We start from the raw sequence: 19,643 nt of genomic DNA on the forward strand, positions 1-19,643 counted from the left end.
TAGGAGAGAATAACATGGCAGATATATTTACATGGTCATTTCTAGTCGCACTAGCGTCAATTGTTGTTATTGACTTAGTGTTAGCTGGGGATAATGCAATTGTGATCGGGATGTCCGCAAAGAATTTACCCGTTCATCAACGAAAAAAAGCGATTATTATTGGAACAGTAGGTGCTGTAATCGTTCGTATTCTAGCTACACTTGCGATTGTTTGGTTATTGAAAATTCCAGGATTGCAATTAGTTGGTGGATTAATACTTATCTGGATCGCGTATAAGTTGCTCGTCGAGGATAACGAAATTGGCGACCATAAAGCATCCAAAAGTCTTGCTTCTGCGGTTGCGACGATAATGATTGCCGACACCGTAATGGGATTGGATAACGTGTTAGCAGTAGCCGGTGCAGCAAATCACAACTATACTTTGGTAGTCCTAGGGTTATTAATTAGTGTACCGATAATGGTTTGGGGAAGTACAATGTTTATTAAGCTAATTGATAAGTTTCCTATTATTATTTACATCGGCTCAGCAGTATTAGCGTTTACAGCTGCTCGAATGATTACTCACGAACCTTTTTTACATGACTTCTTCACTTCTTACTGGTATCTTTCTTGGTTGTTTATTGCCGTAGTAGTGGTAGCGGTTGTGTTTATTGGTCGAAAGAAATCACAAGCATTAGAAAGTACCGCACATGAAATGGAACACCCTACACACTAATACAGGGCAAAGGAGTTAGATGACGTGGAAGCCATTCTACTCGAATATGGATGGGTATTATTAGTTCTCATCTTATTAGAAGGTTTACTTGCTGCGGATAACGCAGTCGTGATGGCGGTAATGGTCAAACATTTACCGGAAGAAAGACAAAAGAAAGCACTTTTTTATGGATTGCTCGGAGCATTTGTGTTTCGTTTCCTAGCACTCTTCATGATTACGTTTCTCGTTAATGTCTGGCAAGTACAGGCAATTGGAGCAGCGTATCTTCTGTTTATATCGATAAAGCATATACTCGACTCAAGGAAGAAAAAATCGGAATTGACGGCTGAAAAAGAGCCGAAAAATTCAGGTTTTTGGATGACAGTATTAAAAGTTGAATTGGCAGATATTGCGTTTGCCATCGACTCAATGCTTGCAGCAGTAGCACTTGCAGTCACATTACCAGAGCTTGGTTCATTTGAAGTTGGTGGGATTAATGGCGGACAATTCACGGTTATGCTTCTAGGTGGAATAATCGGGTTAATCATCATGCGATTTGCCGCACATTGGTTTGTAAAACTGCTTGCAAATTACCCGGCACTTGAAACAGCGGCGTTCTTAATTGTTGGATGGGTAGGGGTTAAACTTACCGTAATGGCATTAGGTCATCCGAAGCTTGCCATCATTGATACGCATTTTCCTCACTCAACGGAGTGGAAATTAATCTTTTGGATTGTTTTACTTGGAATTGCTATCGGTGGATATTTCATTGGTATAAAACAAGCAAAAGCAGTTGAATAGAGATGAATTGAAGGTGTAAGGAGAAATCCTTGCATCTTTTTTTGTTGGAATGAAAACTTGTATAATGCCCATCTTATGGCTTTTCTAGAAGTTAAAAGTAAAAAAGGTTGAAAACGTTTTCGAAAATTTTTCCAACACCCCCACAAAGAAAAGACAAGAACACGAATAAAGGGGTGAGCATCTGATGATGCAAAAAAATTTCTTAGAGGTGACGTTAATGAAATTCTGGAAAAAATCAAGCACAGCAATTTTAACAGCAGCATTATTAACAGGAACTGCAGGTGCAGCATTTGCTGACACGAACGAGTCAACAGTCGAGTACGATACAGTTGAACTTGAAACTCCTGTAGAAAATGTTTCAGATGACACAACAGCTACTGAAGAAGAAGCGACGGAGGAATCTACTTCCGACGAAACAGCGACTGAAGAAACTACTACTGAAGAAGCATCTGAAGATGAAGTTGATGTGGATGAAGAAAAAGAATTTTCATTCGAAATCCCTGAGGGATATTTTGCAAACAATTTAATTGCATTATCCATGAACCTAGAAAAAATTAGCAATCCACGTGCAAAGGCAGCGATTCAACGTAACATTGAACGTGCTATTGCAAAATGGGAAGCAAAAATTGCAAAAGAAACTGAAGAAGTAACAGAAGAACCAGCAGTTGAAGAACCAGTGGTTGAAGAAACGACTGATACAGAGGTTGTTGAGGAAACTCCTGTTACGGAAGAAACAGTTGAAGCTACAACTGAAGTGGATAAAGATGGTTTAACTGATGAAGAAAAAGCAACTTTAGCTGCATTGTTAGCGAAGAAGAAAGAAGCTGCGGAAGAGTTAAAAGCACAGAAAAAAGCAGAACATGAAGCAAAAAAACAAGCTGAAAAAGCTGAACGTGAAGCAAAAAAGGCTGCTAAAAAAGCTGAACACGAAGCAAAAAAAGCAGAAAAACATGAAGCTCATGCTTCGAAACATGCTGAGAAAAAAGAACACCATTCAGGTGAAAAAGGTCATGGTAAAAAAGATCGTGACTAATGATTTGTAACACAATTGAAAAATGAAACATTCTTTTCATTTTCCTCATTTGTCGGTACAATCGATAAGAATTAAGTAATCGGTTGAAATGAGGTGAACGCAGTGTTACTTGCAACGATCCACAATTTGTTTCGAAATACAGCTAAGCAGATGAATGTTGAAGAGCAAGTAATGCTTGCGAAGCAGGGCGAAGAAGCAGTTCTACATGAATTGCTTCTTTCGCACACTGCTTTTATGAAAAAAACAGCTTCATATGTATGTAAACGATACATTAGGGAAGCTGATGATGAATATAGCATTGCCATGTCCGCTTTCCATGATGCCATTATAAGTTATGAAACGGATAAAAATGCTAGTTTTTTAACATTTGCCCATTTGCTGATTCGGCGTAAACTGATCGACCATATTCGTAAAGAAGCTAGAAGAATCGATCAACCAGTTGGAAACAGCTTGCTCATTGACGAAGAAGCGAATGATGCTTTTACTCATTTAGAATCATCACATGCTTTCGAGCAGTTTACAGCGGAGCAGCAACAGCAAGAAAGATTACGTCAAATTATCCAATTTGAAGAAATGTTGCAGCCTTACCAACTATCTTTTTCCCAGTTAGCGGAAGTTGCTCCTTCTCACGAAGATGCAAGAAGAACTGCTTTTCAAATTGCCCAGATTGTAGCAGAAACCGATGAGTTTTTTGATACTTTACAAACGAAGAAGAGATTGCCACTAAAAGAACTAGAAGAACTCGTTTCGGTATCTCGCAAAACACTCGAACGGCAACGTAAATATATCATTGCGATCGCACTACTATTAAACAGTGAGCTTCATTATTTAATAGATTACTTAAAAGGACGGATGTAACATGACAAAAGGAAGAGGAATCATTTTAGAAGTCCATGACGAATATAGCGTATTCCTCACGTCCGATGGAGGATTTATAAAAGGTGTTCCATCTATGGATGATCCGATTGTCGGCGTGGAATGTTCGTTTACGGAATTTATACCTGTCACTAGCATGTTAAACAGAACGGTTAAGTGGAAAATGGTCTATCCGGTTCTAGCTGCAGCAGCCACTCTACTGTTAGTGTTTGGGATGTTATTTGGAAACGAATCTACTGCTTCTGCCTACATTCAAGTTGATGCGGATTCTAGTTTTGAAATAGGTGTAAATGATCAAGGAGAAGTAGTCCACTTCAGCGCTTTGGATGATAATGGGGAAGCATTTATTCGACAACTGAAAAGTTGGAAAGGCGAGCAACTATCTAGTGTGCTTAGCGACATTATGAAGAACTACTCAAAAGAAACACAAACGAACCCAATCACAGTAACGACGATTTTTCACAATGAAGCAGATTCACTAAGAGCAACTATAGATGAAGCAATCGAAGAAACAAAAACAGAACTTCCTTCCATTGCAAAGCAAGTGGAGAAAGAAGAAGCATCTTTTAAAGAATATGAAGCTGCAAAAGAACGCGGCGTATCTGTCCAGTCGTATATTTCGGAGGATCAATCGAGAGATGATCAAAAAGCGAAAGAAAACCGAAATGACGTTAAACAGAAACCGGTTAATGGGACGAAAGAGAATAAAGGTTCAGAAAAAGCAAAAGATCCGAAAAAAGGTCCAAATGACAATTCAAGCAAGTCAAACGGAAAATCGGACAAACCTTCAACCTCAAAAAAAGACCAGACAACAGAAAAAGAATTAAACGGTAAGAATAATGAAAATCATGGTAAAAAACATAACAATGGTTCTCAAGTGAAAAAAGAGGCTTCTAAAAAACAGTCTCCATCAAACAATCCATCTTCTAATCGTAATAACAACACTTTCGATCACCATAAAGAAAATGGTGGCGAAAAAAATAGAAACAGAGAAAACCACAAGCAAAATCGTTGGAATGAAAACAAAGATAACGGTAAGCAAGACAAAGGAAAAGGACACAATCACTAATCTTCATTGAATCCTGTAAGACCGCTTCCATTAGCGGTCTTTTTTCTTTACAATAAGTTCATACGAGTTAAACGGAAGGAGATGTGATTCTTGTGGCTAGATGGCAAGATAAAGTAAAAGAATTGACACCAGCACAAGCGATCGTATCGTATTACTTTATCGCGATTGCGATTTCCGTTATTTTATTGAACTTGCCTGGGACTCATCAAAAAGGTGTGGAAGTACCTTTTATCGATAGCGTTTTTACGGCAGTTAGTGCAGTCAGTGTTACGGGTTTAACCGTTGTAAATATCTCCGAAACTTACTCTGTCTTTGGGATTGTCATGCTAATGCTGGTACTTCAACTTGGTGGAATTGGCGTTATGTCACTAGGTACATTTGTGTGGTTATTGGTAGGAAAAAAAATCGGCATGCGAGAACGTCAACTTATTCAAATGGATCATAACCAGCATTCGCTTGCTGGGTTAGTAAATCTAATCATTGAAATTATCCGTATCCTATTATTAATTGAATTTATTGGTGCAATGATTCTCACATTTTATTTCTTAAAATATTACGATTCGTTTTCAGAAGCGTTATTGAATGGAGTCTTCGCAACGATATCAGCCACTACAAACGGTGGTTTTGATATTACAGGCGAATCGTTGGTTCCTTATTTTAACGACTACTTTGTCCAAATTATTGTAATGGTACTAATTATTTTAGGTGCAATAGGATTCCCAGTATTAATAGAAGTAAAAGCATTTTTATCCAATAAACATCCGAATTTCCGGTTTTCATTATTTGCCAAAATAACGACGGTTACTTTCGGAATACTCTTAGTGGTGGGCAGTGTTGCTATTTATTTATTGGAATCGTTTCATTCCTTTAAAGGCATGAAGTGGCACGAAGCTATTTTTGCTTCGATTTTTCACTCGGTTTCTTCTAGGTCAGGTGGTCTCACTACTTTCGACATCACTCAGTTTAGTGAAGGTACCAATGTGTTTGTAAGTGCTATGATGTTTATCGGTGCATCTCCCAGTTCTGTGGGTGGAGGTATACGGACCACGACCTTTGCAATCGCAATTCTATTTTTGATCAATTTTGCGCGTGGGAAAGACAACATCCAAGTCTTTAACAGAGAAATACATTTAATCGATGTGTTTCGTTCATATGCAGTAATTATTTTGGCTATTTTCATGGTGCTTATTTCGACTATCTTATTAACAATATCTGATCCGACTATACCAATTGGATCGTTAGTTTTCGAAATAACCTCTGCATTTGGAACGTGTGGCATGTCACTTGGTGTCACACCAAATCTTTCACCATTTGGCAAGGTACTTATTATGCTACTTATGTTTATCGGTCGAGTCGGTTTAATATCTTTCATTTTTACGATTGGGGGACGGGCAGAGAAAACAAAATACCATTTCCCAAAAGAACGTGTTATTATCGGATAACGCAATACGAGCCCTCTTAGGAGAGCTCGTTTTTATTTTGAGGTATCATCTATGATCGAGTGTGTTGGAGAATCGATCGTGTGCGCCGGAGAATCGATCGTGTGCGCCGGAGAATCGATCGTGTGCAACTGAGAATCGATCGTGTGCGCCGGAGAATCGATCGGGTGCGCCGGAGAATCGATCGTGTGCAACTGAGAATCGATCGTCTACGCCAGAGAATCGATCGCCTACCAACATAATCACTTGTAGAATATAAAAAAGCTGCTTCTCTATTCATCTTGATAGAGAAGCAGCTTTTGTTTCCAAATTAGAAAGTCATTAATTGTGGTTGATCGTTTCCACTAAAGTAAGCAACTAATGTAGAGGATGCCGGTTTATAATTTCCATGTTGTAGTTCGTTTAAATCTAATGAAAAATTAGTTAGCAGGGTACGTTTATGCAAATCTCTTTCAGATATTGCGGAACTAATTTCATGATTTTTCAGAAGTTCATATACATATGCGGTATTTTCATCGGATACATCTTTTGGCCACCACGGTTTTCGTGGCTGGAATTTATGATGCGTCAGATAATCTAGTTTCATTAAACTGTGCACTATATCAAGGTTTACCCCGTTTAGTGTCTGCAAAAAGCCATCCAGTCGAGTGAATAGGTCTTCTAATTGGTGTCCGATTCTAGACCAGCCTCTCGATTCCCAGTAGGTACCAAATTGTTGGAAAAAGTCGAATGGCGTGTCGAAAACATGCTCGATTAAATACGTAACGGTTTGATCAAGTCGATGTGCATTCCAGTACTTTTCTAGAACATCTTCTGCTTGTTTGATTCGCAACATATCATCAAAGCTTAAGACATTGCTGGAGAAAATTTCATACGGAGCACGGTCGACATAAGTGTATCCATACTGATCAGCTTGCATACGAAGTCCAGTTCCTCTTAGTAACTTTAAAAACCCTAATTGCAATTCTTCTGGTCTCAGGGCAAAGACATCATTAAAGGTTTCGCGGAATGATGCGTAGTCTTCTTCAGGAAGTCCGGCAATTAAATCAAGGTGCTGATCGATTTTGCCTCCATCTCTAACCATAGTGACAGTTCGAGTTAACTTGTCAAAGTTTTGTCTCCGTTTCACGAGTTCGTTTGTTAAATCATTTGTCGATTGAACGCCAATCTCAAATCGGAATAATCCTTTTGGTGCGTTATCATTCAGAAATTGAATGACTTCAGGACGCATGATATCGGCAGTTATTTCAAATTGAAAGACGACGCCAGGTAAATGTTCATCTATTAAAAACTGAAACATTTCCATGGCATAGCTTCTACTAATATTAAATGTACGATCGACAAATTTAATCGTTTTTGCGCCATTTTTCATCAAATATCGAATATCCGATTTCACTGTTTCTCGGTTGAAATAACGTACCCCGACTTCAATAGAGGATAAACAAAATTGACATGAGAATGGGCATCCTCGGCTCGTTTCAATATAGACAATACGTTTGCTTAACTCAGCCACATCTTCTTCTAAACGATGTGGGGAGGGGGCAGTTCGTAAATCTAGTTTTGGACCTTGAGGATGTATTTTACATTTTCCATCTACCAAGTAGGCAAGTCCGTTCACTTGTTCTATTGGTAATTTTCCATGCATATAATGCAAAAATTGAAGAAAGGACAACTCTCCCTCACCCATTAGGACAAAATCAATAAAAGGATTCGATTTTAACCAGTAGTGTGTGTCATAACTCACTTCCGGACCACCAAGAATAATCGTCGTATTCGGTAGAACTTCCTTCAACATTTCGGCAACTTTCAACGTCTCTTCGATATTCCATATATAACAGCTAAATCCGACAATATCTGGCTTGCGTTGATAAATATCCGAAACAATATTCATGGAAGGATCTTTAATTGTATACTCGATAATCTGAGGATTGTAATGTGGGGTAACTCCTACCTTTAAACATCTCAAGGCAAGATTAGTGTGAATATATTTCGCGTTTAAGGTGGTTAACAAAATTTTCATTTTACCATGTTCACTCCATTCATGCATTTCTTCATTTTAGCAGGGATTATGAATTCAAACAATATGAGTCCATGTACCTATTCATTTTTAGGAGCAGTATGAAATAATCAAAACTAGGTGCAATTTTCTTAATTTTCCTTTTTCTTGATTTTAATACGAAGGTAGTGAATGCAGTTGTTAGGGAATAAAATGTATCAAACTTTCGATTTTTTGTTCCAAGATATTAGGGATCCCGTTGCTGTTATTGGACAAGACTTACAAGTTAAAATTTATAATATTGCTGCAGGAAAAGAGTTCGGTGATAGAATCAAGGTAAATAAACCACTCCGCCTTTGTAAAAGTCAACAAGACAACATGATTTCTTTTATTGCAGATATGAAAAAACCAGAGAAAGAAATATGCTCATGTTCGTTTACGGATACGGTAAACAACATGGACTATTTAATCGAAGGTATTTTTCAGTCATCTCAAGAATATTTTGTCCTTCGTTTTCGAAATAAAAAAGAAGTGAAGCAAAATCGTCGTGTTTATCCATTTCCCCTTAGCTTTGAAGCCATTATGAATGCCTCACCAAGTGGTATTATTGTCACTGCAAAAGATGGACAAATTATCAAGATGAACCATGTGGTTGAGAAACTTCTAGGGATTCCTATTGCTAAGCTATCTGGTAAATCCGATCAATTATTGATGCGGTTATTTCCAGAAGAAAAAATGGAAACATTTCACTTTTTTCAACTGTTGTCACAGCATAAGTTAGCAGAAATGACACGAAAGTATTGTCATCCGAATGGACAAATATATTATCTTGAATTTTCTACGCATTACAATGAAGAACTAAATTCGTATGTGACGATTTTACGAGATCGTTCGTCTCAAATGAAAAAAGAACTGGATTTAACGCATAAGGACTCCTTATCAACGCTGGGTGAAATGGCGGCGAGTATTGCTCATGAAATTCGTAATCCTCTTACGTCTCTAAAAGGATTTACGAAATTGATAGAGGATGCCATTCATGATGACGGAAAACCTTATTTAGATATCATCCATAGTGAGATTGAGCGCATGGAATCGATTTTAAATGAATTTCTAATATTATCGAAACCGAAAAATCGATCGTTTCACTTCGTGTCGATTTCGACGATTGTGGAACAAATTATCGAGTTTATGACGCCACAAGCGAACATGAATAATGTTCAAATTACGTACGAATGTCAAAATAAAGAAGCGGATTGTATTCTAGGTGAAGAAGCGGAAATTAAGAAAGTGTTTATTAACATGATTAAAAATGCAATTGAAGTGATGAAGAGTGGGGGACACTTGAGAGTCTCACAAAAACTCACAGAACATCAACAAGTGAAGTTAACGTTCCAAGATGAAGGGTGTGGCATGAGTAAAGAAGTGATGGAAAAAGTCTTCACTGCTTTTTATACAACGAAGGAACAAGGAACTGGTTTAGGACTTTCACATGCCTATCAAACGATGAAAGAACATGATGGATCTATTGAAGTGGAAAGTGAAGTTGGAAAGGGTTCCGCGTTTCATCTTTATTTTCCGGTTTATCAGTTCGGCAAAGAAGAAATGGAGCAGAATCTGACAAAACCAATGACCGTTCACTCTTGGGTGTAGTATACTTAAATCGATGAAAAGATTTAAGAATTTAGGTGATCTCATGAGAAACGAAGAAATATCCCAATCATTAAAACTGTTTATCGTATTATCTAGAGCGTATAAAGCACTCCATGAAAATACAAACCATTTTTTTCAAGAAAATGGTATGAACCCGACAGAATTTGCTGTAATGGAATTGCTTTATCATAAGGGACAACAACCACTGCAGAAAATCGGACAAAAAATTTTACTCGCTAGCGGTTCTATCACATATGTCATCGATAAATTGGAAAAACGAGGATTTATCGAACGAGTAAATTGTCCGACAGATCGTCGAGTGACATTTGCGGAAATCTCCTCAGATGGAAAAGCATTTATGGATCAGCTATTTCCGGAACATGAGAAACAGATTCACGAGTTAATGAGCGGATTAACGTCAGATGAAAAAGAGCAAGCCATTGAGCTCGTAAAAAAATTAGGACTGTCTATTAAAGATTTGTCTTATTAACTAACAGCATGTGCTTCGTATTTATTTTAACGAGGTCATATGCTTTTTTTGATGAAATAAAGATGAATAATTAGTTTATCCTACTAGTTGAAAAATTAGAGTTTCCCTTCATTAGATGACATTTACGTAAAAAAACTCGCTGAGAAAGAAGTACTTTCCCAGCGAGTTTTGTTCGTTTATCTTATTTTGCCCCAATTGTTTCTGCCATTGCAGAGAATGCTTCCGTTAAGTTAAATTCATCGCGATCGAAAATAGTAGTACGAATGATTAAGCCATCGCGCATGAAAATATAACTTGTGACAGTTCCTAATTCCATCTGAACTTCAAAACCCGCTGCACGTTCAATGCCAGGACCTTGTGGAAGACGTTCTGGATCTTTAATTTCTTTCGGTTCTACAGCAATTGCTACTGCTTCAGCAGTACCTTTTACATTGTCATATACAACTTCATAATCTGCTTCTGCGTCTGAAATTGTTTCAACACGCATAAAAATCGCATCATTTTCTTTCCAGTAAATCGTGTCTTTATAAGGTTCTTCGCCAGTTAGTGCGAAATCATCTAGCAAGTACACGGAGTAAGGTTGGTTTTCACTTTCCGTTAATGTTGCATTTTCTTCTTTTGTTTCTCCATCTACTTCATAGGAAAGCGTGCGTTGTGGACCTCTAACATCCGCATCTTCATCGGATTCAGGATCCGTCGTATCTTCATCAGGTGCTTTCTCTGTATCTTTTGTTACATTTTCAGACGAATTTTCATTTTTATCATCTTCCGTGTTTCCATTTGAGCAAGCACTTAGTACGCTAAGCACCAATGCTAGACTTGCGAATAAATAAAGTAGTTTTTTCATGTTGTGATTTCCTCCCTTTGACTAACTAGACGTGTAAACATATGTAAACGTTTCACGTATGAAGCGGTAAAACTAGAAATAGTAAGATGGTCATTGTGATATGGGCAATAATAAGTAGAGGCATACTTTTTTTCCACTCATACAAGAGTCCCCAAAAGAAACCGGAGAAAATGGCAGCAAGAACCCCTAACCAAAATCCACTAAATGCCATTGATAGACCAAACAAGATAGATGAGACTGTTACTGCTAAAAAAGGACTCATCATTTCTTTTAACTTTTGCTGAACGTACCCTCTCCAAAAAAGTTCCTCACCCGGAGCGATAATGAGCATCAGTAACAAGTAATGCCAAACGGTTGTTGGACCATAACTTTCGAGAAACGTCTCAACGGATGTTGGAACCGCAGGGGTTACAAAAGAAAGAAGGTAATACCCAGCTGCAATGATTCCGTATGTTAGTGTACCATATCCAATTCCAAATACGAGAAACTCCCAAGTTTGCACTTCATCTTTAAAAGAACTATTTAAATACGAAATGGCCATTAATAATAACATTGCAAATGTATACATGTACCAAAATATCTCGCTTGTTGAAAAAACAAAAAACAACAATACGAATGCTAGTGGAATGACGAGCATCCACATTTTCCATTGAACGTTTTGAACCATCGTTCCACCTCCTTGCATTCATTTACAATATAGGACAAAATGAAGGTATCCATGCCTTCTATTTTCCATGATATAGAGGTATTCGTAAAGACTTTTCGACAGATAAAGTGTGAGAGGAGTGATTCGGTGAATTACGAAGAACAACTTACCCAATTGAAAGAAGGGAAAATTGCTTCTTTATTTATTCCAAAAGAAGAATTTATGGCTTTTCGATTGGTACTTCTCGCCAGAGAGGATATGAAACATTTTCGAGGAGTAGCAGAACAAGGTGGGACTGTTACATACTATTACGAGAATGACCCGCGAAGCTAAATCAAAGATAAAGAGGTATCGGTATGTAGTGTTTTGTCACATTTTGTCGTAATTCTTCTGTGTAGAATATTCCTAAATACTGTATAATAAGGTGTAGGATGGTATGCAGAAAGGAGATTTCTTATGTCTGAAATTCTATTGTCAAAAGTAGAACAAACTAGAGAAGAAATGATCGAGTCTGCAAATACTAGAGGTATCAATGATGAAGAAACGATTCGACTGAGTGAAAAATTAGATGCCTTATTAAATAAATACCAATTTGAAGGAACTTTTTCTTCCTCTAACATGTCTAAAAGCTAAGGGCATCCTTAGCTTTTTTGCGTGGTCATTATTACTCTACAAACCGATAAGGGTGTAACGGTAGCAGACATGGAGCTTCACAAAAGGTTAGGAAGTCAAAATTTTTTCGAATAATTTTTCTCATTATTCAAACAGTTTCTAATTACTTGATTGAAAAAAACTACCATTCTGGCACAAAAAAATAACGATTTACAGGGGGAAAAACATGAACACACTTCAAACATTTCAACATCATTTAAAACAAACAATTGTTGGTAGAGAGAAAGAATTCGACTTGATGACCATTGCACTTTTGCAAGGGGGACATGTGTTATTAGAAAGTGTACCTGGTTCCGGTAAAACGATGATGGCTAAATCATTTGCAGCAGCTTTTGAAGGCGCATTTAGACGCGTTCAGTTTACTCCAGATGTTTTACCGTCCGATGTTACCGGTATTCATTATTTTGATCCTAAGAGTCAGTCGTTTGTACTTCGTCCAGGACCAGTGATGTCGAATATTTTACTGGCAGACGAGATTAATCGTGCTACGCCAAGAACACAATCAAGTTTGTTGGAATCGATGGAAGAAAAACAAGTCACCATTGATGGGGAAACGTTAAAGTTACCGAAACCATTTATGGTGCTTGCGACACAGAATCCTGTGGAATCCCAGCAAGGTACATTTCCATTACCAGCTGCTCAACTAGATCGCTTTATGTTCCGGATTGGGATGAATTATCCTACTTTTTCGGAAGAAGTAGAAATCGTTCGTTCATTCCGAATAAAACCAGAAGAAAATCACGTTCAATCCATTGTTTCCCAAGAAGAAGTGCAGAAATGGCAGGAGGATGTTCAAAAGGTAGAGGTTCACGAAGATATTGAAACCTATGTTGTGAAATTAGTGCAGGAAACACGTCAAAATCCTTACATAGAATTAGGTCTTAGTTCGCGTGCTGCTATTGCGCTAATCCTTGCAGCACAAGGAGCAGCTTTTTTACATGAGAGAAATTTCGTCACACCAGATGATGTGAAATTTGTGTTCCCTTATTTAGCGACACATCGCATTCTTTTAACAGCAGAGGGCATGCTACTTCATACTCCAGAAGCAATTATTCAAGCTATTTTAGAAACGGTCGATGCTCCTGTGGAGGCATCTATTTCGTGATGTGGAAGCGAGAGACGACAGGTTTACAAGCTACTTCGGTAGTATTCACCATTAGTACTGTCTTTGGAATACTGTTCTTGCTATTTGGTAAAACATGGGTTGCATCCTTATTAGTGCTAATTGCATTCATTACATATGCGCAAAAAAAATATTTTGAACAAGTTGGATCGAAACTTCTTTTGCATAATTTGCCCGAACGATCTTATTTAGTGGCGGGTTCTGAATCTGCTTGGAAACTAACCTTTCAGAACAATGGGTTACCTATTTGGAATGGAACGATCCGGTTAACCTTTTCCGATGTTGTTTCTCCATTAACTAACAACGGTACAAAACCATCGGGGAAAGAGTATGAAATCGTTGTGCCATTTTCCATTGGGACAAAAAAGGAAGTAGTAGTGACTATTCCTTTAAAAGGGGAGAAACGCGGTATTACTCGCATCCAAAAGCTTGAAATTGCGATTCCTCATCTATTTGGAGAGGGCATGGTGTACTTACATTTTGAACCTTTTATTTCGAAGCAACAAATGGTCTTTCCGTCGATTAAGCCATTACATACAAAACGATTCCCAACTCCAAAAAAACCTGGCGAGTACGATTTTCAGCCATCCCTGTATGTTGATTTGTTTTCACCAGTAGGAACAAGAGAGTATGCAGCAGGTGATCAATTAAATCATATTCATTGGAATGCGACGGCGCGAACTGGCAGTTTACAAACAAAAGTATTTAATCAAGTGGCAAATGAATCCGTTCTTCTTGTTGTAAATGTCGCGGATTCCTATTCGATCGTTCCGTATTTGGAGGCACTGTTAGAAGAAGCAGCTTCTTATATTGAACATTATTTTCAAACTGCGATACCATTTTCATTAGCTATTAACGTTCGAGCGTATGGCTCATCACCTTATGTTTACTTGCCAATTGGAACAGGGGAGATTCATCGCCGTCGAGCGCTTGAGTTACTTGCTGTACTTTCTCAAAATGATGTGACCATTCCATTTAGTCAAATGCTTCGCCATTTGGATGGGCACAATCGACAAGCGCATTTTATTCAAGTTTTTGGTACCAAAAGTTCAGATACCCTCTTTGATAAGTGGAAAAAATCATCTAGGGTGGAATTTGTACTTGTTGACGAAGGAGTGAAAATACGATGAAAAAACGATTTTCAGAGAATTTTCGTTCAGTCGCCGCATTTATGAACGATCATTTTTTGTTTGCTTATTTTCTAATATTTGTTGGCAATGAAACATCGGTAAGGTTCCCGTATTTATTCTTAGCCGGGTTATTCATCATTAGCTTCTTTGTACTAATCACGAAACAACTAGGATTTGGCTCTATCGCTATCTCTACGGGTATAATTATCCTTGTTTATAGTTTGCTTTTCTTCCTTTCTGCACCCATTTGGATGATCTTTTTATGTATGTTCTTTTCCATTTGGAGAGCAGTGAGTCGTTTAACTACACCTGATTTTGATCAAACAAATGATGGTGTCCAGATTAGTTTATTATTTAGTGCATTTATTGTTGGAAGTTTACTTGCTACTTTTTTACCTTTCCACGGGGAGCAAATCGATTTTATTATCATTACTGCTCTGGCAATTGTGATATTTGTGAGTTTTAAGATTGTGGAAAATGGGCTCGTTGCGAAAGAATCTACGACACTTGATATTTTCCCTGTGTTGAAACTGTTGGGAGGAGCTTTAAGTTTCCTTGTCGTTATCTGTGTGCTGCTCCTCTTGTTTAGCAAATCGCTTATAGAAGGATTTTTTCAACTCACAGGTGGAGTATTTGTCGGTTTATTTTCGTTTATTGGTAAAATAGGAGACGCTATTCGTTTATGGATTGTAAGTTTAATCGATCCTCAGAAAGCGAGTGGTTTGAAGAAACCAGTGCAAGGCACTTTTGAAATGACGGATTATGAGGCGCCAACATTACTCGATCCATCTACGATTCCATTTACCGGAATCGGAGTCACAGTCGGTATTCTTTTGCTAGTTGTGATTTTTTATCGATATTGGAAAAATCGCGAGCCAGTTTCGGATGACAATTCCTTGCTTTCTCAACAGGATTCTTCCGATATCCATCAGGAAACCCATCATGTGAAAGTGCAAGAGGATGCGCAATATGTTTCGACGTATGATGTGTCGTTGAATGAAATTCGAGAAGCGTATCGTGCTTTCGAACAAGAAGCGATGCAATACGGTTATTATCGATCCAGCAGTGAAACGGTCAAGGAATGGTTTGGACGTGAAAGTTGGAAAGTAGAATCCTCCTTTTTTCATTTATATGAAGAAGCTCGATATCGATCAGGATCCGTCGCACATGAAAAAGCGGACCGATTTTTTGAGGAATTAAAAAAAATAAAAAATTTTTTTCGAAAAGATGTTTAAATGGTGTTTGATGTGGGGATAATAATAAAGAACACAGCAACATTCTCATTTCCCCCTTTTTTAGGACGTTATTCCTCGTAGGAATGCGTCCTACTTTTTTTTGCCTTTTTTCGTCTATCGAACTTTTTCTCTGCTAAACTATAAGAAGAAGTTATCAGAATACTTAGGAGGAAGTTGCGATGACAAAACAATGGAAAATCGGATTTGTTGGAACAGGTGTCATGGGAAAAAGTATCGTCAAGCATTTACATAAAGAAGGACATGATATCACCATTTATACACGTACAAAAGAGAAGGCAAATGACTTATTAGATTTAGGAATTGCATGGGCAAACACACCTGGAGAAGCTGCAAAAAACGCAGAACTTGTTTTCACGATGGTAGGGTACCCAAAGGATGTTGAAGAAGTATATTACGGTGAAACAGGTATTTTTGCCAATTTAGGAGCAGATTCGATTGTCGTGGATTTAACTACTTCAACCCCAACACTTGCTAGTCAATTATTTGATGATGCGAAGAAAAAAGGAATTTCTTCTCTTGATGCACCCGTTTCCGGTGGAGACATTGGAGCACAAAATGGAACGTTATCTATCATGGTCGGTGGAGAGAAAGAAGTATTTGAAACGATTTATCCGTTATTTGAATTATTTGGTTCTACAATTGTGTATCAAGGAAAAGCAGGTTCTGGACAACACACAAAAATGGCAAACCAAATTGGCATTACAGGAACCATGATTGCAGCATGCGAAGCAATTACGTATGCAAAAGCTGCTGGTTTAGATTCCGAAACGGTCCTCTCCTCCATAACTGGTGGAGCGGCAGGTTCTTGGACTCTATCTAATTTAGCACCACGCATGTTAAAAGAAGATTTCGCTCCAGGATTTTTTATGAAGCATTTTATTAAAGATATGAGAATAGCATTAGAAGAAGCCGCAAAAATGGAGTTGAGATTACCAGGACTTCAAATGGTATACAACATGTATTTAGAGTTGGCAGAACAAGGATTGGAAAACGAAGGAACACAAAGTTTCATTAAATATTATCAATCGTAATTCATACACGGGGGTGTGAGAAATGAATTCTACTACTACTAAACCGAAAAGCCCATGGGCTCTCTACTTAACATTACCAATTCTTTCTTGGGCATTTTATGACTTTGCTAATACGATTTTTTCGTCCAATATTAATACGGTATTTTTCCCTTTTTATACGGACGAAGTATTAGGGACGAGTGAGGTACGACAACAAGTTGCTAGTACCTTTGTTTCGTATGCAAATGCTGTGGCCAGTTTTTTCTTAGTTATCTTTTCCCCATTGTTCGGGGTATGGATTGATACGACAGGGTATAAAAAACGATTTATTGTTTGGTTCGCTTCTATATCTATTTTCGCGACATTTATGATGGGTGTATTTGGTGGTTTTCAAACAGATGCTCTGTTATGGGGAGTTCCACTATCGTATGCCTTAGTTGTAATCAGTTTTGTTATTGCGAAGTTTTTCTTCAATTCTAGTTTAGTTTTTTATGATTCAATGATGAGTGATTTAGGAACAAGGGAAGAAATGCCACTAATTTCGGGGTTTGGAGTAGCTGTTGGCTACCTTGGAACAATTGTTGGTTTGTTAGTGTATTTATTAGTGAGTGATGGAGACTATTATCGAGCGTTTATTCCTACTGCAATTTTATATTTGTTATTCTCTTTGCCACTTTTCTTTATTAATAAGGATCAAGTCATTCCTAAGAGTGAGCGAAAACGTCGGTCATTCTTTGAGGGATATAAAGAAATTATCAAAACGTTTCAAGATATGCGTTCGTATAAATCTATTTTTACATTCATGGTTGCGTATTTCTTTATCAATGACGCAATAGCAACAACTATTGCGATGATGGCAATTTATGCGACAGCGATTGTCGGCTTTACGTCGGGACAGTTTATCATTCTGTATTTAGTATCGACGATTTCCAGTGTTATAGGCTCGTTTGTCTTCGGTTATATTACGAAACGAATTGGCGCGAAAAATGGTGTTACCATCGTCGCGATTCTGATGATAATTTCCTTGACGATTGCCGTTTTTGCTTTTTCACAGGGCATGTTCTGGATTGCAGGAAGTTTAGTAGGTATTTCGTTAGGTTCCATGTGGGTAACCTCGCGTACACTAATTATTGAACTTTCTCCAGAAGAAAAACGAGGACAATTTTTTGGTTTGTTTGCGTTCTCTGGCAAGGTTTCCTCCATTATTGGACCTACAATCTACGGGACGATTACTTTCCAACTACAACATTTAGGAACGACAGCGAGTCGTATTGCATTGTCGACGATGATTTTAATGACGCTAATTGGATTAATTATTCATTTACGAGTGAAATCGGATGAAAAAATAGAAGGATTAGCCGATTAATAAGATAGAACGTTATTTTTGGTATGAAGTAGAGGTGTAGTCGTGGAAAACAAGCAAGGGATATTATTAGAAAGTGGAACAAACGAATTAGAATTAGTGGAGTTTAAAGTTGGGAAGAATGCGTATGGCATCAATGTCATCAAAGTAAAGGAAATTCTTCAACCGCTTCCACTAACGATGATTCCGCATTCCCATGATCATATTGAGGGAATTGTTCAACTCCGTGGAGAAGTTCTACCAGTAGTGAATATGGCAAATGTACTGGGAACGGCTTTTCATTCCCCAGAAAATGAACAAAAGTTCATCGTTGCCGAATTCAATGGTCAGCGAGTTATTTTTCACGTCGATCAAGTGTCAAAAATACATCGATTTACATGGAATGATATTGAGAAACCTTCCGAAATGTATCAGGGAGCTAGCTCTCAAATCATTGGCGTGATAAAAATGGGAGCAGAAATGCTTCTACTGTTAGATTTTGAAAAAATTATTGTGGATATTAATCCGTCTACTGGTATTCAAGTAGGAGATATTACGAAGCTTGGACCAAGAGAACGTTCGTCGAAAAGTATTCTTGTAGCAGAGGATTCACCTTTACTGCGAAAGCTTATTCAAGAAACACTTGATGCAGCAGGATATAGCCATCTTACTTTTTTTGAAAATGGAGAAGATGCTTTTTCTTATTTAGAATCGATTGTGAACACGAAGTCTGATATCGCCGAGCATGTGCAATTAGTCATCACCGATATTGAAATGCCAAGAATGGACGGTCACACCCTTACTCGGAAGATTAAGGATGATGCGAGGCTAGAAAAACTTCCTGTACTCATTTTCTCTAGTCTTATTACGAATGATCTTCGTCATAAAGGAGAACAAGTCGGAGCACAAGAACAAGTATCGAAACCAGAAATTGCTGAGCTTGTGATGAAAATCGATCAGTATATTTTATAAAAACAAAATCCCAACTCCTTTTACCAGGAATTGGGATTTTTTTAACGATCTAAATAGTTACTTGTAAAGGACATCGGCTTTTTTTTAGAAGATGTATGTTTAGGAGAAATAGGGTTATGATACCCGGTATAAGTGCTTAATAATTTTTTTGCGGTGCTTAAACTCATATGTTGTTTTGGATTTCGGTAATGGTCATCTAATTTACCAAGGTGGGGTAGTTGTTGAAAATCTTCTTTTTTCGGTAATAAATGAAAGAAATAATCGCCACATTTAACCAATACAGCAGACTGTTGTCTACTTAGTTTTGGATTTTTAACAAAATGCATTCCCATTTTTTTTGCTCTACCAGTCCCAATCATTTTTTCGACTGCTAACCGTTTCAGTTCATATAAATAGCGGTTATCCGGTGCTGTTTTGGCATGTCGGTTTATCGTGTAAATGGCTGTGGCAAGATCGTTGTTTGTTGGGCCTGTAATCATTGAACCCCTCCTTTAGAAAAATTCTGAGATTTCAATTATTTCCATCATATCAATATTTACCATGTATGACAAAGTATTTTTGAAGGAAGCTAATATGAAAAAAAGAATGTTCAAAAC

21 protein-coding genes are annotated in these 19,643 nt (G+C 37.7%); 16 read left to right on the top strand and 5 right to left on the bottom strand.

The features are described 5' to 3' along the window. The first annotated feature begins 14 nt into the window (after positions 1 to 14). The 6 genes from D3873_RS03865 to D3873_RS03890 all read left to right on the top strand — a co-directional run bounded on the left by D3873_RS03865 (position 15) and on the right by D3873_RS03890 (position 5,916). A complete protein-coding gene (locus D3873_RS03865) occupies positions 15 to 716 on the top strand; it encodes a TerC family protein (RefSeq protein WP_119882793.1) in 702 nt (233 codons plus the stop codon). Positions 717 to 740: 24 nt separating this feature from the next. Continuing rightward, on the top strand, positions 741 to 1,496 hold the full coding sequence (locus D3873_RS03870; RefSeq protein ID WP_119882794.1) for a TerC family protein: 756 nt from the start codon (positions 741 to 743) through the stop codon (positions 1,494 to 1,496). Positions 1,497 to 1,680: 184 nt separating this feature from the next. Next, positions 1,681 to 2,529, top strand: coding sequence for a hypothetical protein (locus D3873_RS03875; protein WP_119882795.1), 849 nt, complete (start codon positions 1,681 to 1,683; stop codon positions 2,527 to 2,529). A gap of 102 nt (positions 2,530 to 2,631) precedes the next feature. Continuing rightward, a complete protein-coding gene (gene sigI / locus D3873_RS03880; RefSeq protein WP_119882796.1) occupies positions 2,632 to 3,387 on the top strand; it encodes an RNA polymerase sigma-I factor in 756 nt (251 codons plus the stop codon). Between the two features lies 1 nt (position 3,388). Then, positions 3,389 to 4,474, top strand: a complete 1,086-nt coding sequence (locus D3873_RS03885; RefSeq protein ID WP_119882797.1) for an anti-sigma-I factor RsgI family protein — start codon at positions 3,389 to 3,391, stop codon at positions 4,472 to 4,474. 92 nt (positions 4,475 to 4,566) lie between these two features. After that, a complete protein-coding gene (locus tag D3873_RS03890; protein ID WP_119882798.1) occupies positions 4,567 to 5,916 on the top strand; it encodes a TrkH family potassium uptake protein in 1,350 nt (449 codons plus the stop codon). A gap of 45 nt (positions 5,917 to 5,961) precedes the next feature. Here D3873_RS03890 and D3873_RS13335 read toward each other — a convergent pair whose 3' ends face one another. Both D3873_RS13335 and D3873_RS03900 read right to left on the bottom strand, forming a co-directional pair. Then, positions 5,962 to 6,159 carry a hypothetical protein gene (locus tag D3873_RS13335; protein WP_162920134.1) on the bottom strand — a complete coding sequence of 66 codons (198 nt, stop codon included), beginning with the start codon at positions 6,157 to 6,159 and terminating at the stop codon, positions 5,962 to 5,964. Between the two features lie 64 nt (positions 6,160 to 6,223). Next, on the bottom strand, positions 6,224 to 7,933 hold the full coding sequence (locus D3873_RS03900; protein ID WP_119882800.1) for a B12-binding domain-containing radical SAM protein: 1,710 nt from the start codon (positions 7,931 to 7,933) through the stop codon (positions 6,224 to 6,226). A 168-nt stretch (positions 7,934 to 8,101) separates the two neighbouring features. Between D3873_RS03900 and D3873_RS03905 the strand changes: the two genes are divergently transcribed. Further along, positions 8,102 to 9,559: a PAS domain-containing sensor histidine kinase gene (locus D3873_RS03905; RefSeq protein ID WP_119882801.1), complete on the top strand. Its 1,458-nt coding sequence runs from the start codon at positions 8,102 to 8,104 to the stop codon at positions 9,557 to 9,559. 43 nt (positions 9,560 to 9,602) lie between these two features. After that, on the top strand, positions 9,603 to 10,049 hold the full coding sequence (locus tag D3873_RS03910; RefSeq protein ID WP_119882802.1) for a MarR family winged helix-turn-helix transcriptional regulator: 447 nt from the start codon (positions 9,603 to 9,605) through the stop codon (positions 10,047 to 10,049). A 181-nt stretch (positions 10,050 to 10,230) separates the two neighbouring features. Here D3873_RS03910 and D3873_RS03915 read toward each other — a convergent pair whose 3' ends face one another. After that, entirely contained in the window at positions 10,231 to 10,896 is a 666-nt protein-coding gene (locus tag D3873_RS03915) for a DUF8580 domain-containing lipoprotein (RefSeq protein ID WP_119882803.1), read from the bottom strand. Between the two features lie 52 nt (positions 10,897 to 10,948). Further along, positions 10,949 to 11,563: a CPBP family intramembrane glutamic endopeptidase gene (locus D3873_RS03920; protein ID WP_119882804.1), complete on the bottom strand. Its 615-nt coding sequence runs from the start codon at positions 11,561 to 11,563 to the stop codon at positions 10,949 to 10,951. Between the two features lie 126 nt (positions 11,564 to 11,689). On the opposite strand from D3873_RS03920, the gene D3873_RS03925 reads away from it, so the two are divergent. The 8 genes from D3873_RS03925 (at position 11,690) to D3873_RS03960 (ending at position 19,047) form a co-directional block, all read left to right on the top strand. Beyond that, complete coding sequence (locus D3873_RS03925; protein ID WP_119882805.1) at positions 11,690 to 11,875, top strand: hypothetical protein; 186 nt, start codon at positions 11,690 to 11,692, stop codon at positions 11,873 to 11,875. A gap of 123 nt (positions 11,876 to 11,998) precedes the next feature. Beyond that, entirely contained in the window at positions 11,999 to 12,175 is a 177-nt protein-coding gene (locus tag D3873_RS03930) for an aspartyl-phosphate phosphatase Spo0E family protein (protein ID WP_119882806.1), read from the top strand. 205 nt (positions 12,176 to 12,380) lie between these two features. Next, positions 12,381 to 13,319 carry an AAA family ATPase gene (locus D3873_RS03935; RefSeq protein WP_119882807.1) on the top strand — a complete coding sequence of 313 codons (939 nt, stop codon included), beginning with the start codon at positions 12,381 to 12,383 and terminating at the stop codon, positions 13,317 to 13,319. Beyond that, entirely contained in the window at positions 13,319 to 14,467 is a 1,149-nt protein-coding gene (locus D3873_RS03940; RefSeq protein ID WP_238473841.1) for a DUF58 domain-containing protein, read from the top strand. Before D3873_RS03935 ends, D3873_RS03940 begins: the two co-directional genes overlap by 1 nt. Continuing rightward, positions 14,464 to 15,702: a hypothetical protein gene (locus D3873_RS03945; RefSeq protein ID WP_119882809.1), complete on the top strand. Its 1,239-nt coding sequence runs from the start codon at positions 14,464 to 14,466 to the stop codon at positions 15,700 to 15,702. Before D3873_RS03940 ends, D3873_RS03945 begins: the two co-directional genes overlap by 4 nt. Before the next feature lie 179 nt (positions 15,703 to 15,881). Then, positions 15,882 to 16,754, top strand: coding sequence for an NAD(P)-dependent oxidoreductase (locus D3873_RS03950; protein ID WP_119882810.1), 873 nt, complete (start codon positions 15,882 to 15,884; stop codon positions 16,752 to 16,754). Between the two features lie 22 nt (positions 16,755 to 16,776). After that, entirely contained in the window at positions 16,777 to 18,099 is a 1,323-nt protein-coding gene (locus D3873_RS03955; protein ID WP_119882811.1) for an MFS transporter, read from the top strand. Between the two features lie 42 nt (positions 18,100 to 18,141). After that, the gene (locus D3873_RS03960; protein WP_119882812.1) at positions 18,142 to 19,047 is read left to right on the top strand and encodes a chemotaxis protein; all 906 of its coding nucleotides are present in this window, start codon (positions 18,142 to 18,144) and stop codon (positions 19,045 to 19,047) included. A 41-nt stretch (positions 19,048 to 19,088) separates the two neighbouring features. Here D3873_RS03960 and D3873_RS03965 read toward each other — a convergent pair whose 3' ends face one another. Next, positions 19,089 to 19,526, bottom strand: a complete 438-nt coding sequence (locus tag D3873_RS03965) for a YkyB family protein (protein ID WP_119882813.1) — start codon at positions 19,524 to 19,526, stop codon at positions 19,089 to 19,091. Positions 19,527 to 19,643: the final 117 nt, after the last annotated feature.

Source organism: Paenisporosarcina cavernae (assembly GCF_003595195.1).
Classification (GTDB): domain Bacteria; phylum Bacillota; class Bacilli; order Bacillales_A; family Planococcaceae; genus Paenisporosarcina; species Paenisporosarcina cavernae.